Raw genomic sequence first — 18,376 nt, 5'->3', positions numbered from 1 at the left:
TTTCAGTCAGATTGAGGGGATGCCATCGCAGGCAAGCCAGCTCCTACACTCGCCGGCGCCTACAGTTGATCGGGTTTGCAGAGTCAGATTTGTGGTGTGTTGAAGACCTTTGATGCCTATAAAAACAGATGTTCGTGGAGCCTCGCCGATGAAATCCTGTGAAGTCAATTTTGACGGTCTCGTGGGGCCGACCCATAACTACGGCGGTTTGTCCTACGGCAACGTCGCGTCCCAGAGCAACAGCCAGCAATCTTCCAACCCCAAGGAAGCGGCGTTGCAGGGCCTGGCGAAAATGAAAGCCCTGATGGACATGGGCTTTGTGCAAGGCGTGCTCGCCCCCCAGGAACGCCCGGATGTGGGCGCCTTGCGCCGCCTTGGCTTTGCCGGTAGCGACGCCCAGGTGATCCAGCAGGCGGCCAAGCAGGCCATGCCGTTACTGGTGGCCAGTTGTTCCGCATCGAGCATGTGGGTGGCCAACGCCGCCACGGTTAGCCCGAGCGCCGACACGGCCGACGGCCGCGTGCATTTCACCGCCGCCAACCTCAACTGCAAATACCACCGCAGCATCGAACACCCGACCACCAGCCGCGTGCTGGGGGCGATGTTTGCTGACCAGAAGCACTTCGCCCACCACGCCGCGTTGCCGGCCGTGGCGCAGTTCGGTGACGAAGGCGCGGCTAACCACACGCGTTTCTGCCGCGAATATGGTGAGGCGGGCGTGGAGTTTTTCGTGTTTGGGCGCAGTGCGTTCGACACCCGTTACCCGGCGCCGCAAAAGTACCCGGCACGCCAGACCCTCGAAGCGTCCCAGGCGGTTGCCCGTTTGCATGGCCTGCAGGATGACGGTGTGGTCTACGGCCAGCAGAACCCGGCCGTGATTGATGCCGGTGTGTTCCACAACGATGTGATCGCGGTGGGCAACGGCGAAGTGCTGTTCTATCACGAGGATGCGTTCCTCAATACCGAGCAAATGCTGGCTGAGCTGCAGGCCAAGCTGGGCAAGGTTGGCGGCAACTTCCAGGCGATCTGCGTGCCCCGCGCTCTGGTCAGCGTCGAAGACGCCGTGCGCTCTTACCTGTTCAACAGCCAGTTGCTGAGCCGCGCCGACGGTTCGATGCTGTTGATCGTGCCCGAAGAGTGCCACAACAACGAGCGCGTCTGGCACTACCTGCAAAGCCTGACCCGTTCCGGTGGGCCGATCGGCGAAGTGAAAGTCTTCGACCTCAAGCAGAGCATGCAGAACGGCGGCGGCCCGGCCTGCCTGCGTTTGCGCGTGGCGCTGAAGGAGGCTGAACTGGCGGCGGTCAACCCAGGGGTTATCATGACGGCACCGCTGTATGAAACGTTGACCCAATGGGTCGGCAAGCACTACCGCGACAGCCTGCGCGAAACCGACCTGGCTGACCCGCAGTTGCTGCTCGAATGTCGCACGGCATTTGATGAACTGACGCAAATCCTTAAACTGGGCTCGGTTTATCCTTTCCAGATCAATTAAAGCCCCACGGCTGAGACTTACTTATGACCACCGATACCCTGAAGCTGATCCTTGAAGACACCGACGGCACCCAGCTGGAAACCTCCTGCACCCGCCTCGCCGTGGTGTGGCAGGGCAAGGAAATCTGGATCCAGCACGACGGCCGTGGCCAACTGCTGATCGGCGTGGACGTGGAAGAGGGTGATGCCGAATACGCCAACCTGCTGATGCGCCCCCTGGCGACCAACCTGATGAGCCTGCAACTGGAAATGGAACCGGCCGACGTTGAAGGTGATGACGACGATCACGTCCACGGCCCAGGCTGCAACCACTAAGGAAGCTGCTCTATGCTCGCCCTCGGCAAACTGCTTGAACTGACCCTCGCCGGTCGTGAACCGGCGCAAAAAATTCAACTGACTGTCGACGGCGTGCAGATGCGCTGGCTCAGTGAGGGCGCCCTTGAAGTGCGGCCTCCCGAAGCCCGGGACAACGGCGCCGATGTGCTGTTGTCGTCCGGTATCCATGGCAACGAAACCGCGCCGATCGAATTGGCCGACCGCTTGTTGCATGGCATCGCCCGTGGGGAGATCAAGCCTCGCACCCGTATTCTGTTCCTGTTCGGCAACCCCGAGGCCATACGCCGCGGCGAGCGTTATCTCGAGCAGGACGTCAACCGGCTGTTCAACGGCCGTCACGAACAAAGCATCGGCCCTGAAGCCATGCGTGCCGCCGAGCTTGAGCAGTTGGCCCGCACCTTCTTCAGCGTGCCCGGCCGTAGCCGCTTGCACTACGACCTGCACACGGCCATCCGTGGCTCGAAGATCGAACAGTTCGCCCTGTACCCCTTCAAAGAAGGCCGTCAGCACTCACGCGCCGAACTGGCCCGTTTACGTGCGGCCGGCATGGAGGCGGTGCTGTTGCAGAACAAGACCTCCATCACCTTCACCGCGTTTACCTACGAGCAACTGGACGCCGAGTCGTTCACCCTGGAGCTGGGCAAGGCCCGGCCATTTGGGCAGAACCAGGGGGTGGATGTGTCGCGCCTGGAAACCCGCCTCAAGCAGATCATCGAAGGTAACGAGCCAGCCACCGAGGGCCTGGACGGCCTGAAGTTGTTCAGCGTGGCGCGGGAAGTCATCAAGCACAGCGACGCCTTCACTCTGCATTTGCCGGCGGACGTGGAGAACTTTTCAGAGCTGGAGAAGGGCTATCTGCTGGCCGAAGACATCGCCAAGACCCGCTGGGTGATCGAGGAGGAGGGGGCGCGCATCATCTTCCCCAATCCGAAGGTCAAGAATGGCTTGCGGGCGGGGATATTGATTGTGCCGACCACAGATGTTGGCCTGGCCTGAACCCCGAGACTGACTCGGTCGAATGTGGGAGCGGGCTTGCTCGCGAAGGCGGAGTGTCAGTCAATACCTGTATGACTGATCCACCGCTTTCGCGAGCAAGCCCGCTCCCACATTTGCTTTGCAGTGTCGCTTAAACCGCTACAGCACGCGGCTCATTGCGACGGATCGCGCGGATCTTGTGCAGGGTGTCGGCGCAGGTCTGCGCGGCTTCCTTGCCCTTGTGCACAAAGTGCTCAAAGAAGAAGTTGTGGTGCTCGCTGCCCGCGTGGAAATGATGCGGCGTGAGGGACACCGAGAACACCGGCACTTCGGTTTCCAGCTGCACCTGCATCAGGCCGCTGACCACCGATTGCGCGACGAACTCATGGCGATAGATCCCGCCGTCCACCACCAGGGCGGCGGCGACGATGCCGGCGTAACGGCCGGACTTGGCCAGCAGCTTGGCGTGCAGGGGCATTTCAAAGGCGCCGCCGACTTCAAAGAAGTCGATATCCGACTCCTGGTAGCCCTGGACGAGCATTTCGGCGAGGAAGCCTTTACGGCTTTGATCAACAATATCTTTGTGCCAGCAAGCCTGGATAAACGCGACGCGCTCACCGTGGTGGTTCTTGCTCTTGCTGTCGATTGCGGTGGGTTGCATGTTCTGACTCCTGTTTATGAAAAAAACAGGGCGTTATGAATCGAATGGGATTTAAGGGTGCGAGCGGCTGGGGCATGCAGGCATGCCATCAGCGTTCGGCCCTTAGGCGCCAATCCCGTTCTCTCTTCATCCGGACTATGACCGTCGGCCCCGGGATCACACCGGGTCTGCTGACCTTGCCGCCGTCCCGCGTGAGCAGTTCGAGGCGCCAAGCGCTCGCGGGCTATGCGCATTGCGCGCAATTACCGCCGGTGGGGAATTGCACCCCGCCCTGAGAACGTTGCCGCCAGAACCCTGGCGGCGGAGAGTTTTTACCATACATTTCGAAAAACTGCATAGGGTGCTTGTTAATATCGACTATCGACAGGTTTGCTGGCAGCTCCATCCAGGAGCCGGCTTGATATTTGCCGGTGATGCCCGCAGTAATCGGTTACAACAGGGGATTCCCCACTCGCAGAGGCAGATTTGATGTCGGTTATTGATCTTCGTAGTGACACCGTGACCCAACCCACCCCTGGCATGCGAGCTGCCATGGCCGACGCCCCCAGCGGCGATGATGTCTACGGTGAAGACCCCAGCGTCAACCTGCTGGAGGCCGAACTGGCCAAGCGCCTGGGCTTCGCTGCGGCGCTGTTCGTGCCTACCGGCACCATGAGCAACCTGTTGGCGCTGATGGCCCACTGCGAGCGGGGCGAGGAATATATCGTCGGCCAGCAGGCCCACACCTACAAATACGAAGGCGGCGGCGCGGCGGTGCTGGGTTCGATCCAGCCGCAGCCTCTGGAAGTGCAGGCCGACGGTTCGCTGGACCTGGCCCAGGTCGCAGAGGCGATCAAGCCGGACGACTTCCACTTCGCCCGCACCCGGCTGTTGGCCTTGGAAAACACCATGCAGGGCAAAGTCTTGCCCATCAGCTACCTGGCCGCTGCCCACGCATTTACCCGTGAGCACGGCCTGGCCCTGCACCTGGACGGCGCGCGCTTGTACAACGCGGCCGTCAAGCTGGGCGTGGATGCCCGGGAGATTACCCAGCATTTCGATTCGGTTTCGGTGTGCCTGTCCAAGGGCCTTGGCGCGCCGGTTGGCTCGGTGCTGTGTGGCTCCAGTGCGTTGATCGCCAAGGCCCGTCGTTTGCGCAAGATGGTCGGCGGCGGCATGCGCCAGGCCGGCTCGCTGGCGGCGGCCGGGCTGTATGCCCTGGACCATCAGGTGGCGCGCCTGGCCGACGACCATGCCAATGCCCACTGGCTGGGCGACGAGCTGCGCAAGGCCGGCTACAGCGTGGAGCCGGTGCAGACCAATATGGTCTACGTGCAGATCGGCGAGCAGGCCCAGGCCCTGAAGGCGTTTGCCGAGGCCCGTGGGATCAAGTTGAGCGCCGCGCCGCGCCTGCGCATGGTCACGCACCTGGACGTCAGCCGGGCGCAGATCGAGCAAGTGCTGGCGACATTTGTCGAGTTTTCCCGGAAATGACCGTGCAGACCGTCTAATTGACTGTTTCTATCGTATAAACACGCTGTACCACGGGCAAAGGGCCGATATAATGCGGCCCTTTGCCGTCGCTCCGTCTGATGACGTTTAGCACTGGCCTTTGGCCGCAGCCTCCGTGGAAGAACCTAATGAAAAGCGCAGAAATCCGTGAAGCCTTCCTTCGCTTCTTCGAAGAGCAAGGTCACACCCGTGTCGCCTCCAGCTCCTTGATCCCAGGCAATGACCCTACCCTGCTGTTCACTAACGCGGGGATGAACCAGTTCAAGGACTGCTTCCTGGGCCAGGAAAAGCGCGCCTACACCCGCGCCACCAGCAGCCAGAAGTGCGTGCGCGCCGGCGGCAAGAACAGCGACCTGGAGAACGTCGGCTACACCGCCCGTCACCACACCTTTTTCGAAATGCTCGGCAACTTCAGCTTTGGCGATTATTTCAAGCAAGACGCGATCAACTTCGCCTGGACCTTCCTCACTGGCGTGCTGAAGCTGCCGAAGGAAAAACTCTGGGTCACCGTCTACGCCACCGATGACGAAGCCTACGACATCTGGACCCAGCAGATCGGTGTGCCGGTCGAACGCATGATTCGCATCGGCGACAACAAGGGCGCGCCTTACGCCTCCGACAACTTCTGGACCATGGGCGATACCGGCCCGTGCGGCCCGTGCACCGAGATTTTCTACGATCATGGCGCCGACATCTGGGGTGGCCCGCCGGGCTCGCCGGAAGAAGACGGTGACCGTTACATCGAGATCTGGAACAACGTGTTCATGCAGTTCAACCGCACCGCCGATGGCGTGTTGCATCCGCTGCCTGCGCCGTCGGTCGATACCGGTATGGGCCTGGAGCGGATCAGCGCGGTGATGCAGCACGTTCACTCCAACTACGAAATCGACCTGTTCAAGAACCTGCTGAGCGCGTCGGCCGCGGCCATTGGTTGCGCCAACGACAACCAGTCTTCGCTCAAAGTGGTGTCGGACCATATCCGTTCTTGCGGTTTCCTGATTGCCGACGGCGTGCTGCCTTCCAACGAAGGCCGTGGCTATGTGCTGCGCCGCATCATCCGTCGTGCCTGCCGCCACGGTAACAAGTTGGGCGCCACGGGTAGCTTCTTCTACAAAATCGTTGCCGCGCTGGTGGCCGAGATGGGCGAAGCCTTCCCGGAACTCAAGCAGCAGCAAGCCAACATCGAACGCGTGCTCAAGGCTGAAGAAGAGCAGTTCTCCAAGACCCTGGAGCACGGCCTGAAGATCCTGGAACAGGACCTGGCTGAGCTCAAAGGTACCGTGGTGCCGGGTGATGTGGTGTTCAAGCTGTATGACACCTATGGCTTCCCGATGGACCTGACGGCCGACATCGCCCGCGAGCGTGAATTGACGGTTGATGAGGTTGGTTTCGAGCGCGAGATGGAAGCCCAGCGTGTACGCGCTCGTTCCGCGAGCTCTTTTGGCCTGGACTACAACACCCTGGTCAAGGTTGACGTAGCGACCGAGTTCACCGGCTATCACGCCACCGTCGGCTCGGCCAAGATCGTGGCTATCTATAAAGATGGCAAGTCGGTCGATGTCTTGAGCGAAGGCGAAGAAGCGGTCGTGGTGCTCGATCAGACGCCGTTCTACGCCGAATCCGGCGGCCAGGTCGGTGACTGTGGTTTCTTGCGTTCGACATCCGGTCGTTTCGACGTGCGCGACACCACCAAGACTGGCGGTGCTTTCCTGCATCACGGTGTGTTGGTGCTGGGTAACCTGACGGTCGGCGCTCCGGTAGAGACTCAGGTTGATGCTGAGGTGCGGCATGCAACCGCCTTGAACCATTCGGCCACCCACTTGCTGCACGCCGCGCTGCGCCAGGTATTGGGCGAGCACGTCCAGCAGAAGGGTTCGTTGGTCGACAGCCAGCGCCTGCGCTTCGACTTCAGCCATTTTGAAGCGATCAAGCCTGAGCAATTGAAGGCACTGGAAGATATCGTCAACGCCGAGATTCGCAAGAACACCCCGGTAGAAACTGAAGAAACCGATATTGAAACCGCCAAGAAAAAAGGCGCCATGGCGCTGTTTGGCGAGAAGTACGGCGACGAAGTGCGCGTGCTGAGCATGGGCGGCAGCTTCTCCGTGGAGCTGTGTGGCGGTATCCACGCCGCGCGCACCGGCGACATCGGCCTGCTGAAAATCACCAGCGAAGGCGGTGTGGCTTCCGGTGTGCGGCGTATCGAGGCAGTGACCGGTGCTGCGGCCCTGGCCTACCTGAATGCGGCCGAAGAACAACTCAAGGAAGCGGCGACCCTGGTCAAGGGCAGCCGTGACAACCTGATCGACAAGCTCTCTGCCGTACTGGAGCGCAACCGCCAGCTGGAAAAACAGCTGGAGCAGTTGCAAGCCAAGGCGGCCAGCGCCGCGGGCGACGATTTGTCGGCCTCGGCCCTGGACATCAAGGGCGTGAAGGTTCTGACTGCACGCCTGGACGGTCAAGATGGCAAGGCGCTGTTGGCCTTGGTCGATCAGTTGAAGAACAAGCTCGGTCGCGCAGTGATCCTGCTCGGCAGTGTCCATGAGGAAAAGGTCGTACTGGTTGCCGGTGTAACCAAAGACCTGACTGGCCAACTCAAAGCCGGTGATTTGATGAAGCAAGCCGCCGCGGCAGTGGGCGGGAAGGGCGGTGGTCGTCCGGACATGGCACAAGGCGGTGGTGTAGACGCCGGAGCCCTGGACGCGGCCCTGGCCCTGACCGTGCCGTTTGTCGAGGCCGGTATTTAAGGCGCTGTTAATGAGCCCATGGTCTAGTCATGGGCTCGCTTAGCTGCTGGAAGATTTGTTTATTGGGCGCTCCTTTACGGGCTGAGGCGGCTTAGAAATGGCTTTGATCGTACAGAAATTTGGAGGCACCTCGGTCGGCTCTGTCGAAAGAATCGAGCAGGTCGCTGACAAGGTTAAGAAATTCCGCGATGCCGGCGACGACCTGGTGGTGGTGCTGTCGGCCATGAGCGGCGAGACCAATCGCCTGATCGACCTGGCCAAGCAAATCAGTGGCGATCAGGCGCCGCTGGCGCGTGAGCTGGATGTGATCGTGTCCACCGGTGAGCAGGTGACCATTGCCCTGTTGGCCATGGCGCTGAACAAGCGTGGCGTGCCGGCGGTGTCCTACACGGGCACCCAGGTACGGATCCTGACGGACAGCGCGCATACCAAGGCGCGCATCCTGCAGATCGACGACCAGAAGATTCGTGGTGACCTGAAGGCCGGTCGCGTGGTGGTTGTCGCCGGTTTCCAGGGCGTCGACGAGCACGGCAATATCACGACCCTGGGCCGTGGCGGTTCCGACACCACCGGTGTGGCGCTGGCGGCAGCCTTGAAGGCTGACGAATGCCAGATCTATACCGATGTGGACGGCGTCTACACCACCGACCCGCGCGTCGTGTCCGTGGCCCAGCGCCTGGACAAGATCACCTTCGAAGAGATGCTGGAAATGGCCAGCCTCGGGTCCAAGGTGCTGCAGATCCGTGCGGTGGAGTTCGCCGGCAAGTACAACGTACCGCTGCGCGTATTGCACAGCTTTAAAGAGGGTCCGGGCACCCTCATTACTATTGATGAAGAGGAATCCATGGAACAGCCGATCATTTCCGGCATCGCTTTTAATCGCGATGAAGCCAAGCTGACCATCCGTGGCGTGCCAGACACCCCGGGCGTGGCGTTCAAGATTCTCGGGCCTATCAGCGGCGCGAACATTGAAGTCGACATGATCGTGCAGAACGTTGCGCACGATAACACCACCGACTTCACCTTCACTGTGCACCGCAACGAGTACGATGCGGCCGAACGTATCCTGCAGAACACTGCCAAGGAAATCGGTGCTCGTGAAGTGGTCGGCGACACCAAGATCGCCAAGGTCTCGATCGTCGGTGTGGGCATGCGCTCCCATGCGGGTGTTGCCAGCCGCATGTTCGAATCCCTGGCCAAGGAAACCATCAATATCCAGATGATCTCCACGTCGGAGATCAAGGTATCGGTGGTGATCGAAGAGAAGTATCTGGAACTGGCTGTGCGTGCACTGCACACCGCTTTCGAACTAGACGCGCCGGCCCGACAGGGCGAGTAACGCGTTGCCAGGAAGGCGCGGTTGATCCGCGCCTTTCTTTTTTGTCGGGTGAGGGCGCAAGCCTGTTCTTTTGCCCGTGCTCGACAATACTAAGGCGTGCAGGGCCATGGCCGTTTGGTCATAGGCCCAGGGCCTTTTTTTGCAGACTGTTGTTCCCGAAATGAAATGCGTGAGGAGAAAGGTATGCTGATTCTGACTCGTCGATGCGCAGAAAGCCTGATTATTGGTGATGGCGAAATCACCGTGACCGTGCTCGGCGTCAAAGGCAATCAAGTGCGGATTGGGGTCAATGCCCCCAAAGAGGTGGCCGTCCACCGTGAGGAAATCTACCTGCGGATCAAGAAAGAGAAGGACGACGAACCAAGCCATTAATTTTTATCGTTTTTTATGTTTGCAAACGGGGATGAAGCTGGTTAATATACGCCCCGTGTTGCGGAGAGCTGGCCGAGTGGCCGAAGGCGCTCCCCTGCTAAGGGAGTACACCTCAAAAGGGTGTCGGGGGTTCGAATCCCCCGTTCTCCGCCATTATTTGCTTAGTACGTTGCAATCTGGTTTTTTCGCTAAGTGCTTGAAACTAAACGAAAAAATAGCTTTACATAGAGATTGAACGGCCTATAATGCGCGGCAACAAATGCACTCGTAGCTCAGCTGGATAGAGTACTCGGCTACGAACCGAGCGGTCACAGGTTCGAATCCTGTCGAGTGCACCATTTAAGAGTTAGTTGCAGCAATGCAGATAACTTGGCTTCAACCAGTTGTGATCTGGTATAAAACCACAATCTGCACTCGTAGCTCAGCTGGATAGAGTACTCGGCTACGAACCGAGCGGTCACAGGTTCGAATCCTGTCGAGTGCACCATACAAACAAAAAGCCCGCCTAGTGCGGGCTTTTTGCCGTCTGGGGTTTTTATTTTCCCGTGGGGGTGTGCTTGTGTAGGAATCGTCTGCGGCCTGCATGTTTTTCTCTCGGCCATGTGTTTTCTTTTCTGTCAGCGTCGTCGCAGTTTCATACGTGCGGCCAACACTCAGCTTTGTTGCGCAAGCGCTTGTTCTTTCCAGTTTTTTAACGTTTAAAACGGCCGGGCGGTGTATCATTGCGCCCGTCAGCCCCGCCGGGGCTTGTGGAATACCTCCATGGACTTACCCAGTAGTTACTCAGTACCCCGTTTTACCAATCATGAATTGACTGATTGATCCTTCCGGCGTGCCCCGCTGCTGGGAGTGGAGTTCGCCTATGACCGAAGTAGAAGTAAAGAAAACACAAGAAAGCCTGCAGGATCGCCTGGCTCAAGTCGTTGAGCTGCTGCAGCGCCAGCGTGTGGTCGAAGATCTGACCCATCGCCAGGAAGGCCCTCATCAAGACCGGGTCGAGAACCTGGTCCATCGGCAGAATCTCGTCGAGTTGCAGCGCAAGCTCGATGACCTGCACTCTGCCGACGTTGCCTACATCCTTGAAGCCCTGCCGCTGGACGACCGTCTGACGCTTTGGCAGTTGGTCAAGGCGGATCGCGATGGCGACATCCTCCTCGAGGTATCCGATTCGGTTCGTGAAACCCTGATCGCCGACATGGACGATCACGAGCTCCTGGCCGCCGCCAAGGAGATGGACGCTGACGAACTGGCCGACCTGGCCCCTGAACTGCCCCGTGATGTTGTCCATGAGCTGATGGAGACCCTCGACGGTCAACAGCGTGAGCGTGTGCGCTCCGCGTTGTCCTATGACGAGGAACAGGTCGGCGCATTGATGGACTTCGAAATGGTCACCATCCGAGAGGATGTCAGCCTGGAAGTGGTCTTGCGTTACCTGCGGCGTCTCAAGGAGCTGCCAGGGCATACCGACAAGCTGTTTGTGGTGGACTACGACGGCATCCTCAAGGGCGTGCTGCCGATCAAGCGCCTGCTGGTCAATGACCCGGACAAACAAGTGGCTGAGGTCATGGCCAGTGACCCGGTGAGCTTTCATCCTGATGAAGACGCCTACGATGCCGCCCAGGCATTCGAGCGTTATGACTTGATCTCGGCCCCGGTGGTTGACAAGAACGGCAAGCTGATTGGCCGTTTGACCATCGACGAGATGGTCGACCTGATCCGTGAGGAAAGCGAAAACGAAGTCCTCAACATGGCGGGTCTGCGTGAAGAGGAAGATATTTTTGCGTCAGTCTGGCGCTCCCTGAGCAACCGTTGGGCGTGGCTGGCGGTCAACCTGGTCACTGCGTTCATTGCCTCGCGGGTGATTGGTCTGTTCGAGGGTTCCATCGAGAAGTTGGTGGCGTTGGCGGCACTGATGCCGATCGTCGCCGGTATTGGGGGTAACTCGGGTAACCAGACCATCACCATGATCGTGCGGGCGATGGCCCTGGATCAGGTAAGCACCGGCAACACCTCGCGCCTGATGCGCAAGGAGCTGGCTGTGGGTCTGATCAATGGTCTGGTATGGGGTGGCGTGATCGGCGTGGTGGCCTACCTGCTGTATGGCAGTTGGTCCCTGGGCGTGGTCATGACCGCGGCCATGACCCTTAACCTATTGCTGGCGGCACTGATGGGGGTATTGATCCCCATGACCCTGGCGCGCCTTGGGCGCGATCCTGCTATGGGGGCCAGTGTGATGATCACGGCCATGACCGACAGTGGCGGCTTCTTCATCTTCCTGGGCCTGGCGACGATCTTCCTGCTTTGAACCTACTGGGAGCCGGCACGCCGGCTCCTGCACAAAAGTAAAAATCCCGGGCAAAAAAAAGCCAGCGCAAGGCTGGCTTCAGCTTTCAGTTGCCGATTATTCGGCTTCTGCGGCTGCCTCAACGTCATGAGCAATCAGCGACACAAGCGCATTTTGCTGACGGTGGGACAGTTGGCGAAACCGCTGTAGCAGCTCGCGCTCGTGCAGTGACAGCTCCGGGCTGTCCATACGCATGCTCGGCTCATCACCCAACGCGCCTTCCTGAATAAGGCTTTGCTCCATGCGCGCGATGATTTCAGAGTTCATGCTGCGATGATGATTGCGAGCCACCTCGGCAATGCGTTCCCGCATTCCGTCTGGCAGACGTACGACGAACTTGTCAGCCGTACGGCTGGAATAAATTGCCTGTTTCAATGGGCGCATATATTTAACCGGTTAGTTCAGGGGAGCGGTTTTTGGAATTGGCCGCAACATGTGTGTTAGGACAAGGCTTGCGGACAAATGTTCAACCCGAATTGCAAAGAGGCCGCATCATGCCTCAGTTTTGCCGGTTCCTTGGCGTCAATTCTGTGACAAATATTGAGCTTCCTACAGGCTTTGTGCCAGTACTCATTTTCAAATTTGCGGACTGGTTGGAAAACTTTTCTGCGCAAGAACCGGGCCGCAGGCTCTCGCTAAGATGGGGTTTTCGGGCGCATATCCTATAGCAATGTGGCCTTTTGCCCTTAATTTTAAGACTAGTGGCAAATGGCCGATTTGCGAGCCGGGGCGACATAAGGTAGGGCGGTCAGGCGAGCAGGATTGAGACGGTGTCAATCTCTCGTCACAGGCAGGGTCAGCGCAGGATCGGGTCGAACTTGAAGCGACGCCCGACGACCATGGCGATCACCAGCGCGACTGTGAATAGGGCGCAGGCGCCCAGGCAAAGGGCTTGCCAGTCATTCGACGGAAGGTTGAGTCCCAGAATACCCGTGGCAATGGCCAGGATCAGAAATAGCCAGACTGACTTGGTCATGATGGGCTCACTTAGAAAATCAGGTGTTCAGAAGAGCTCGCGGCCTGTGCGCCCTGTGCCAGGTGCACCGATGATTGTCCATCGCCTGTCATCAGGGCCAGTTGAGGCCGTTGTTGAGCGTGGTAGCTGCCCGTTTGGCTGATCTGCGCGGAATCGCTGTCTTTGCCGGCCTGGAAGTGGAATGTCACCAGTACGGCCAAGGCCAGGGCGTTCAGAAGCAGAAGGGTGCTGTTCATGGGTGTTTCCCCGTGTTCACGTGCAGGACAGTTTTATAAGTACAAAGAGTGCAGTCATCATGCCAGCTATTATTTTGATTTAAATCCTTTTAAAACAATAACTTAAGTTGATCTCAAAAGTATGGCTCATTGCAATATGCAATGATGGCATTTCGTGCCAATGCATTTTGCACGATGGGCTCTGCAGGCTCGTGGGCAACGGCTTTTCGCCGGTTGGGTGGGATGAAGGCTGACGCCTAAAAAGCTGACGGACGACATGACAAAACCCACCCTGACCGTTAACATGCACGCCGTCCGTCGCAACGCCATCTGGCCCTGCGCCTGTCATTAGTCCCAGTAGCTCAATTGGATAGAGCATCCCCCTCCTAAGGGGAAGGTTGGCCGTTCGAACCGGCCCTGGGACACCATATAATTCAAGGTCTACAGCTGTTTTAGTCTCAAGCCTTGTGAGGCTGTGACAGCAGGGTGACAGCAAAAGATTGTCACCAGACTGAAGCTAAGCGTTCCAGCTCGGCTTTGGGTATCGCGTGCAAACCCAGCAAACCGGCCAGTTTTGCGCCTGGGCCTGACATTATCGCGAAAGCTGGGATGACCAATCCCGGCTGATAAACATTTTCCCCTCGCCCCTCATTGATGCTGAAGTTGCCCACCAGTTGCTTTTGGTACAAATAAAGCGCCTCTAAAGTTGTTTCGTGGGATTCCGGGTGCATTGGTTTGTCTCTAGACCATGGCTCGTCACGGGTCTTGAACGAAACAATTTGATCGATGAGGCTGAGTAAGCAGAATTGGCGATAGGTCAGGCCTTCGGCGATGTTGAGTAGAAAATTTGCTTCGGCTTTTTTGATGTACTGCATGAATACAAGGTTGGAGTAGAAATTCGCGAGATAGGGGAGCTTTTGCTGTTCGTGCTCATGCTTCGCGGCAAGCAAGACCCCCTCAAAAACTTCCTCGGCGGGTGAGAATGCCCCGGCTTCAGCTTCGAAAAAATCATCATCTCTTCGCGGGCGCCAGAGCAACTGTTCACGAATACTATCGATTGCTAGCGCTGCGACACCGGCGACTCGCTGCTGCTCCCTTGGCGAAAGAACTCGTTGGGCAATGTCATCCAGCACGACTACGCAAGCTTCACCCACTGCGGCGCCGACCGCGGCACCTGCAACCGTGCCGGCCGGCCCAGTGAGTGACCCGACAGCGCCCCCAACTGCAGCTCCCGCGATTTTGCTGCCATGGCTTAAAAGCGACAGATAGTTTTTCAAGGTAACTCCTGTGAATAGTCCATTCAGCTGGGTAATTGATCGCGGATTCGCAGCACTGTAGTGGTTGAGCAACTCGCGTGCCTGGCCGTCGCGCGAATGCCCAGACCAGCCCCTAGCAACTCTGTGACGCGCTTGTGCAAATCGGCATCTACTGGCCGGCCTTGGTACTTACCTGCTGCCTTTGCCTTCTCTATACCCTGTGCCTGGCGCTCGCGGCGCTGCTCGTAGTCCTTGCGGGCGATGGCGGCCATCATTTCCACCAGCATTGAGTTGATGGCCCCCAGCATCCGCCCGGTGAACTCGTCGCCCTTGGTGTCTTGTATTCCCTGGTAGCTGGTCGGCAGGTCGAGCGCGACAATGCGCAGGCCCTTGGAGTCGATAGCCGCCTTGAGCTTTTGCCAGTCCTCCGCTGGGAGACGGGATAGGCGGTCTATCGACTCCACCAGCAACACGTCACCCTTGCGGGCATCCTTGAGCAGCCGCAGTAGCTCAGGCCGGTCGGCGGTGGCGCCGCTGGCATTCTCCAGGTACACGCTTGCAATGACCTTGTTATGGTCGCTCGCAAACTGCTCAAGCGAGGCCCGGGCACGGCTGGCGTCTTGTTCGTCGGTGGAAGCTCGGAGGTATGCGCGGATGAACATGATCAGTGCCTGTATCAGTTAGGGCGTTCTACTAATACTGTTGCACTATGGGTGTTACTTATCAAGCGAAAAGCCCGAAAAAGGCAAAATAAGCCTGTATCTGGATAGGCATACCCTAGTGAGACTCGCCGGATGTCATTATGATCTCAAACTTTTGCGTGGTAAAAACTCCGGATATGAAAAACCCTTATGCTGTTGGATTTTACTGCGCGCTGGTTGCCCTTCTCGTGTTGTCTACTGGCGTCTTTTTCGGAAATTTGAGTGTGGGCGGCGCTGATAAGGCGTTCAGCTTTATTAGCTCCTTCTCTTCGTTAGTGCAGGCCATTGCAGCCATCGTTGTCGGTGGAATTGCGTTCCACGGCCTAAGTGCTTGGCGGAACCAAATAATTTATGGAAAAGCTCTGGGGGTAATCTGGGACGCCCAAGTCGCTCTACGGCAGATTGAAGCTTCCTGCAGTGCCTATCTTGAACGAATAGACGCACTCGATCGAGGTAGAAGGACGAAGAAGGAGATTACGGAAGAAATTGCCGACACGGCGCTAGGTGATGCTTTCAATCAATTCAAATATCAATGTATTTTGCTCGACAAGGTCGTGGTCAAGCGTGGCTCTGAGTGGCAGGATCATGCATCCAATTTAGAAAACTCGATCCATAATCTTGCGATTGAGATTAGTAAACCCCGGCCTCTCTACACTGCCTGGAGCCTTGCTAACGTTGGGAAAAGGTCCGAGGCGGAGGTTGAAAAGCACCTTTCTGATGCAGACGGATACGTTGAAAGAATGAGTTCGCTACTCGACAGTCTTGCGGAAAAATATACGGTCTGATGCGATAGTTCGTTTAGCTATCAGAGCCGTCGATGGTCACGTGTTGGCCAGTGCGGACGTGCTGGACCGCCCACACCAAATCGCCGGCGTCAGGCCCGTGTGTCAACTCGTAGGGTTTGAACTTCAGCGTACTGCACGCTTCGGTAAATCGCTCTTGAAACGTCATGCTTTCTTACTCAAAGAATCAGCCGGCTGATCGGCGCTACCAATACTTGCGTAGCGCGCAGATGGTCAGTTAGGCCGCTTCGGATTGATCTGGGGTCGCTTTTGCAGAGGTGCGAGTGGGCATTTTCGCCAGCCATTCGCGAAGTGCTTCGGAGCCCTCACAGCCCGATCGCCACTTCTCAAATCGGCCGGTGTACCCATTCGAATTGGCAACCATGCCGCTCAGTGCGACACCGGCATTGGAGGCTGTGGCCAGCACGTCGTCGTAGATTGCTAGCATCTGCTTGAGCCCTTCGATGTCTTCGGCGCGCGATGCGGCAATGCCTGCACGCGAAAGGCTGTCAGCCGCCTCTGGCGATAGCCCGGAGAGCATTGGGTTGGCCCTGAGCACCGCCTCTACAACGTCGGGATGACTACCTGCACGCGCCTCAGCGACCAGTCGCTGGCGCTCTTCCGGCTTAAGGCTCCGCACGATGGCTCGTAGCTCCTGATCAGCCAGGAAGCCAACAACGTCCGAGCTTGCGCGAGGCGTGACCGGAGCAAAGCCGTTGACCACTGTTTGGGCCAGCGTCAGCATATCCTTTGCCGCCTTTTCCATAGCCGGCATCAAGGCAGGAACGATCCCGTCGATCTGCTCCTTGCCCTTGCGCTCGATGGCCGCGGCGTTGAGGTCTTTGTTTCCGCGAATCGAGAGAATTTCTTCTCCAAGGTCCTTGAAAGTTTCCAGCGCCAAGCCCTGCAAATGGCGAACCGACTTCAGCAAGCCGCCGGCCTGCCAGGTACCTTTGGTGCCGTCGGGGCGCTGAATATTGAATGTTCGGGCCTCTACCTGGGAGTGCTCGTATTCGGAGTAGTGGAGGTTGGCCAAGCCAACTTTGAGGACGGATCGTTTGCCGATTTTCATTGAGTTACCTTTTGATTGTCTGGCCATGGTTCGGCCTGTTTTGGTCTGAGGCTTCGCTCAGAATTTGGAGTAGGGATAAGTTCTCCCGGGCGTCACCGCCGGTTGCTGCTGCGTGCAACTCGTCCATAAGAGCGCTGATCTCTCGTACGTCACGATTGAATTGAGTGAGCCCGGATTGCTGACGCAGCTTGGCCACCTGGCTACGGATGCTCATGGCGGGCCTCGATGATCAGTTGGTACTGTTCTGCGACGTGATCTTTGATGTTTTGCCCATCAGCCAGCGGCGGGAAGATCCAGGCACTAGAGCTTGGGAATGGCCGCATATCCATCACGCCTACCGGAGCGGGACGGCGGAGGCTTTCAATTGCGCGGACGTGGAGAATGAACGCCTCTGCCAGATTGGCCGCGTCGTTGCTGTTCATGGTGCGCAGTGGGAAGTGCATCACCGTTTGCACGCCCAGGACGGGATAGTTGAAGGAGTGGCCCACTGTCTTGGGGTAGTCCATCTCCTCCTCAACCGCGTCAACGCTGCAGTCCACTACCGTCAACATAACGAGCACTGTCTCTTCGTCTTCAGCGCCGATCTTTTCCGCAATTCGCTTGAGCTCGGCGCGCATCCACTTAATGCTCATTGCCGCATTCCCTCCATCTGTTCGCGGAGTTCTTCGACGGCCTTCTGTAGCTCGGCAACCTCGATGACTCGGGCAACAGCGCCTAGCCCTTCGATCAATGCCTTGCCCTGGTCGGGCGGTAGCTCGCCGGCGGCAACTGCGCGAAGGATTGATTTGGCTGCGCTGGGCAAGTCGGTGTCGTCCAGGTTGAAGCACACTGTCTCGGCAGTTGGCTTGATTGGCGGCACCAGGCGTTCAAGGATCAGGCGGCAAGCCTGCATATCGCCCTTCTTCGCCGCTGTCAGTACCTTCTTTGTCACGGCGTCTGCACCTTCCGCGAGTCGGGCGCGCAGCTCCTGCGTTTGGCCAGAACGGCCACCTGGATTGCCTGACTGCCCCGGCTTCCATTTGCCGGCTTTATCGCGATCAGTCATGCGGCGGGCGTTTCCATAGCGATGACCGGTTTGTTTTCAGCGAGCGCTATCAGCAGGGCAGATGCTTGAACGCTTCCGTCTGCTGCGGCTTCGCGAAGGCGTCCCCAGGCGGCAGCAACTTCGGAGCGAGTTGGTTTGTGCTGACGTCCTCGGGCGGGCTTAGCTGTGTTCATAGGTGCTGCCTCGAATGGGTTTTGAGTGGCTCAAAAACTCACATTAGGCATGATTTGATCATTTATCCAGTGCTTTTTAGGTGCACTCTAGGTGATACACATAACCGGATTAAACGGGACTGAAATAGTTGGTTTGCAGCGAATCGAGAAAGGGTTTTTTGTTGCAGTAAGTCGGGGGTAGGCAAAGTGATACACAGCCGGGTTTTCGGCTCAGTCCGATCTCAGATTGAGGATGGAGCGGGGAGGGCCGACCTACCGTTTTGGTATGTCTGTACGGGACAACCACATAGGTTACAAAAAAGTGCATTCACATAGGTGACACTTTGATTGAAACATACCCGTTCTTTGCGTCTCTAGCATCGACACGGCCTAGGATCACAGGCCCGAAGATCACCTC

18 protein-coding genes, 4 tRNA genes and 1 riboswitch are annotated in these 18,376 nt (G+C 58.0%); of the genes, 13 read left to right on the top strand and 9 right to left on the bottom strand.

Going from position 1 to position 18,376, the window contains the following annotated elements:
* The first annotated feature begins 148 nt into the window (after positions 1 to 148).
* Genes astB through astE form a run of 3 tightly spaced genes read left to right on the top strand, consistent with a single transcriptional unit; the run spans position 149 to position 2,826 of the window.
* Entirely contained in the window at positions 149 to 1,495 is a 1,347-nt protein-coding gene (astB, locus tag HBR94_RS25615; RefSeq protein ID WP_170045739.1) for an N-succinylarginine dihydrolase, read from the top strand.
* Between the two features lie 23 nt (positions 1,496 to 1,518).
* Positions 1,519 to 1,809 (top strand): hypothetical protein, encoded by a 291-nt coding sequence (locus HBR94_RS25610; protein WP_029294458.1) that lies wholly within the window; start codon positions 1,519 to 1,521, stop codon positions 1,807 to 1,809.
* A 12-nt stretch (positions 1,810 to 1,821) separates the two neighbouring features.
* Positions 1,822 to 2,826: a succinylglutamate desuccinylase gene (gene astE / locus HBR94_RS25605; RefSeq protein ID WP_170045738.1), complete on the top strand. Its 1,005-nt coding sequence runs from the start codon at positions 1,822 to 1,824 to the stop codon at positions 2,824 to 2,826.
* Positions 2,827 to 2,956: 130 nt separating this feature from the next.
* Here astE and HBR94_RS25600 read toward each other — a convergent pair whose 3' ends face one another.
* The gene (locus HBR94_RS25600; protein ID WP_057960446.1) at positions 2,957 to 3,466 is read right to left on the bottom strand and encodes a 6,7-dimethyl-8-ribityllumazine synthase; all 510 of its coding nucleotides are present in this window, start codon (positions 3,464 to 3,466) and stop codon (positions 2,957 to 2,959) included.
* A 113-nt stretch (positions 3,467 to 3,579) separates the two neighbouring features.
* A riboswitch (FMN riboswitch) is annotated at positions 3,580 to 3,749 on the bottom strand.
* A 185-nt stretch (positions 3,750 to 3,934) separates the two neighbouring features.
* Between HBR94_RS25600 and ltaE the strand changes: the two genes are divergently transcribed.
* The 8 genes from ltaE (at position 3,935) to mgtE (ending at position 11,720) form a co-directional block, all read left to right on the top strand.
* Positions 3,935 to 4,939: a low-specificity L-threonine aldolase gene (gene ltaE / locus HBR94_RS25595; protein ID WP_170045737.1), complete on the top strand. Its 1,005-nt coding sequence runs from the start codon at positions 3,935 to 3,937 to the stop codon at positions 4,937 to 4,939.
* Positions 4,940 to 5,085: 146 nt separating this feature from the next.
* Entirely contained in the window at positions 5,086 to 7,704 is a 2,619-nt protein-coding gene (gene alaS, locus HBR94_RS25590; RefSeq protein WP_057960444.1) for an alanine--tRNA ligase, read from the top strand.
* Between the two features lie 97 nt (positions 7,705 to 7,801).
* The gene (locus HBR94_RS25585) at positions 7,802 to 9,043 is read left to right on the top strand and encodes an aspartate kinase (RefSeq protein ID WP_057439706.1); all 1,242 of its coding nucleotides are present in this window, start codon (positions 7,802 to 7,804) and stop codon (positions 9,041 to 9,043) included.
* Positions 9,044 to 9,226: 183 nt separating this feature from the next.
* Positions 9,227 to 9,415: a carbon storage regulator CsrA gene (gene csrA / locus HBR94_RS25580; protein WP_003178872.1), complete on the top strand. Its 189-nt coding sequence runs from the start codon at positions 9,227 to 9,229 to the stop codon at positions 9,413 to 9,415.
* Positions 9,416 to 9,477: 62 nt separating this feature from the next.
* Positions 9,478 to 9,568: transfer RNA gene (locus tag HBR94_RS25575), tRNA-Ser, on the top strand.
* Positions 9,569 to 9,676: 108 nt separating this feature from the next.
* Positions 9,677 to 9,753 (top strand) — tRNA-Arg (locus HBR94_RS25570).
* Between the two features lie 72 nt (positions 9,754 to 9,825).
* Positions 9,826 to 9,902: transfer RNA gene (locus tag HBR94_RS25565), tRNA-Arg, on the top strand.
* Between the two features lie 375 nt (positions 9,903 to 10,277).
* On the top strand, positions 10,278 to 11,720 hold the full coding sequence (gene mgtE, locus HBR94_RS25560) for a magnesium transporter (RefSeq protein ID WP_057960442.1): 1,443 nt from the start codon (positions 10,278 to 10,280) through the stop codon (positions 11,718 to 11,720).
* Positions 11,721 to 11,816: 96 nt separating this feature from the next.
* Here mgtE and HBR94_RS25555 read toward each other — a convergent pair whose 3' ends face one another.
* The 3 genes from HBR94_RS25555 to HBR94_RS25545 all read right to left on the bottom strand — a co-directional run bounded on the left by HBR94_RS25555 (position 11,817) and on the right by HBR94_RS25545 (position 12,971).
* Positions 11,817 to 12,143: an Arc family DNA-binding protein gene (locus tag HBR94_RS25555; RefSeq protein WP_057439705.1), complete on the bottom strand. Its 327-nt coding sequence runs from the start codon at positions 12,141 to 12,143 to the stop codon at positions 11,817 to 11,819.
* Between the two features lie 412 nt (positions 12,144 to 12,555).
* Positions 12,556 to 12,735 carry a PA3371 family protein gene (locus tag HBR94_RS25550; protein ID WP_057439704.1) on the bottom strand — a complete coding sequence of 60 codons (180 nt, stop codon included), beginning with the start codon at positions 12,733 to 12,735 and terminating at the stop codon, positions 12,556 to 12,558.
* A gap of 11 nt (positions 12,736 to 12,746) precedes the next feature.
* Positions 12,747 to 12,971 carry a hypothetical protein gene (locus tag HBR94_RS25545; protein ID WP_170045736.1) on the bottom strand — a complete coding sequence of 75 codons (225 nt, stop codon included), beginning with the start codon at positions 12,969 to 12,971 and terminating at the stop codon, positions 12,747 to 12,749.
* Positions 12,972 to 13,301: 330 nt separating this feature from the next.
* Here HBR94_RS25545 and HBR94_RS25540 point away from each other — a divergent pair.
* Positions 13,302 to 13,378 (top strand) — tRNA-Arg (locus tag HBR94_RS25540).
* Positions 13,379 to 13,453: 75 nt separating this feature from the next.
* Here HBR94_RS25540 and HBR94_RS25535 read toward each other — a convergent pair.
* Positions 13,454 to 14,227 (bottom strand): hypothetical protein, encoded by a 774-nt coding sequence (locus HBR94_RS25535; protein WP_170045735.1) that lies wholly within the window; start codon positions 14,225 to 14,227, stop codon positions 13,454 to 13,456.
* A 23-nt stretch (positions 14,228 to 14,250) separates the two neighbouring features.
* Positions 14,251 to 14,868, bottom strand: coding sequence for a recombinase family protein (locus tag HBR94_RS25530; protein ID WP_170045734.1), 618 nt, complete (start codon positions 14,866 to 14,868; stop codon positions 14,251 to 14,253).
* Positions 14,869 to 15,008: 140 nt separating this feature from the next.
* Here HBR94_RS25530 and HBR94_RS25525 point away from each other — a divergent pair, with 140 nt between their 5' ends.
* On the top strand, positions 15,009 to 15,692 hold the full coding sequence (locus HBR94_RS25525; RefSeq protein ID WP_170045733.1) for a hypothetical protein: 684 nt from the start codon (positions 15,009 to 15,011) through the stop codon (positions 15,690 to 15,692).
* A 235-nt stretch (positions 15,693 to 15,927) separates the two neighbouring features.
* Here HBR94_RS25525 and HBR94_RS25520 read toward each other — a convergent pair whose 3' ends face one another.
* The 3 genes from HBR94_RS25520 to HBR94_RS25510 form a co-directional block, all read right to left on the bottom strand.
* Positions 15,928 to 16,761, bottom strand: coding sequence for a hypothetical protein (locus tag HBR94_RS25520; protein ID WP_170045732.1), 834 nt, complete (start codon positions 16,759 to 16,761; stop codon positions 15,928 to 15,930).
* A gap of 200 nt (positions 16,762 to 16,961) precedes the next feature.
* Positions 16,962 to 17,393, bottom strand: coding sequence for a hypothetical protein (locus HBR94_RS25515; protein ID WP_170045731.1), 432 nt, complete (start codon positions 17,391 to 17,393; stop codon positions 16,962 to 16,964).
* Complete coding sequence (locus HBR94_RS25510; RefSeq protein WP_170045730.1) at positions 17,390 to 17,806, bottom strand: DUF5681 domain-containing protein; 417 nt, start codon at positions 17,804 to 17,806, stop codon at positions 17,390 to 17,392. Before HBR94_RS25510 ends, HBR94_RS25515 begins: the two co-directional genes overlap by 4 nt.
* Positions 17,807 to 18,376 lie beyond the last annotated feature (570 nt).

The organism is Pseudomonas sp. WS 5412, assembly GCF_012985615.1.
Taxonomy (GTDB): Bacteria; Pseudomonadota; Gammaproteobacteria; order Pseudomonadales; family Pseudomonadaceae; genus Aquipseudomonas; species Aquipseudomonas shahriarae.
Note: the sequence above shows the minus strand (reverse complement) of the source record. Positions and strands in the feature narration are given on the sequence as shown.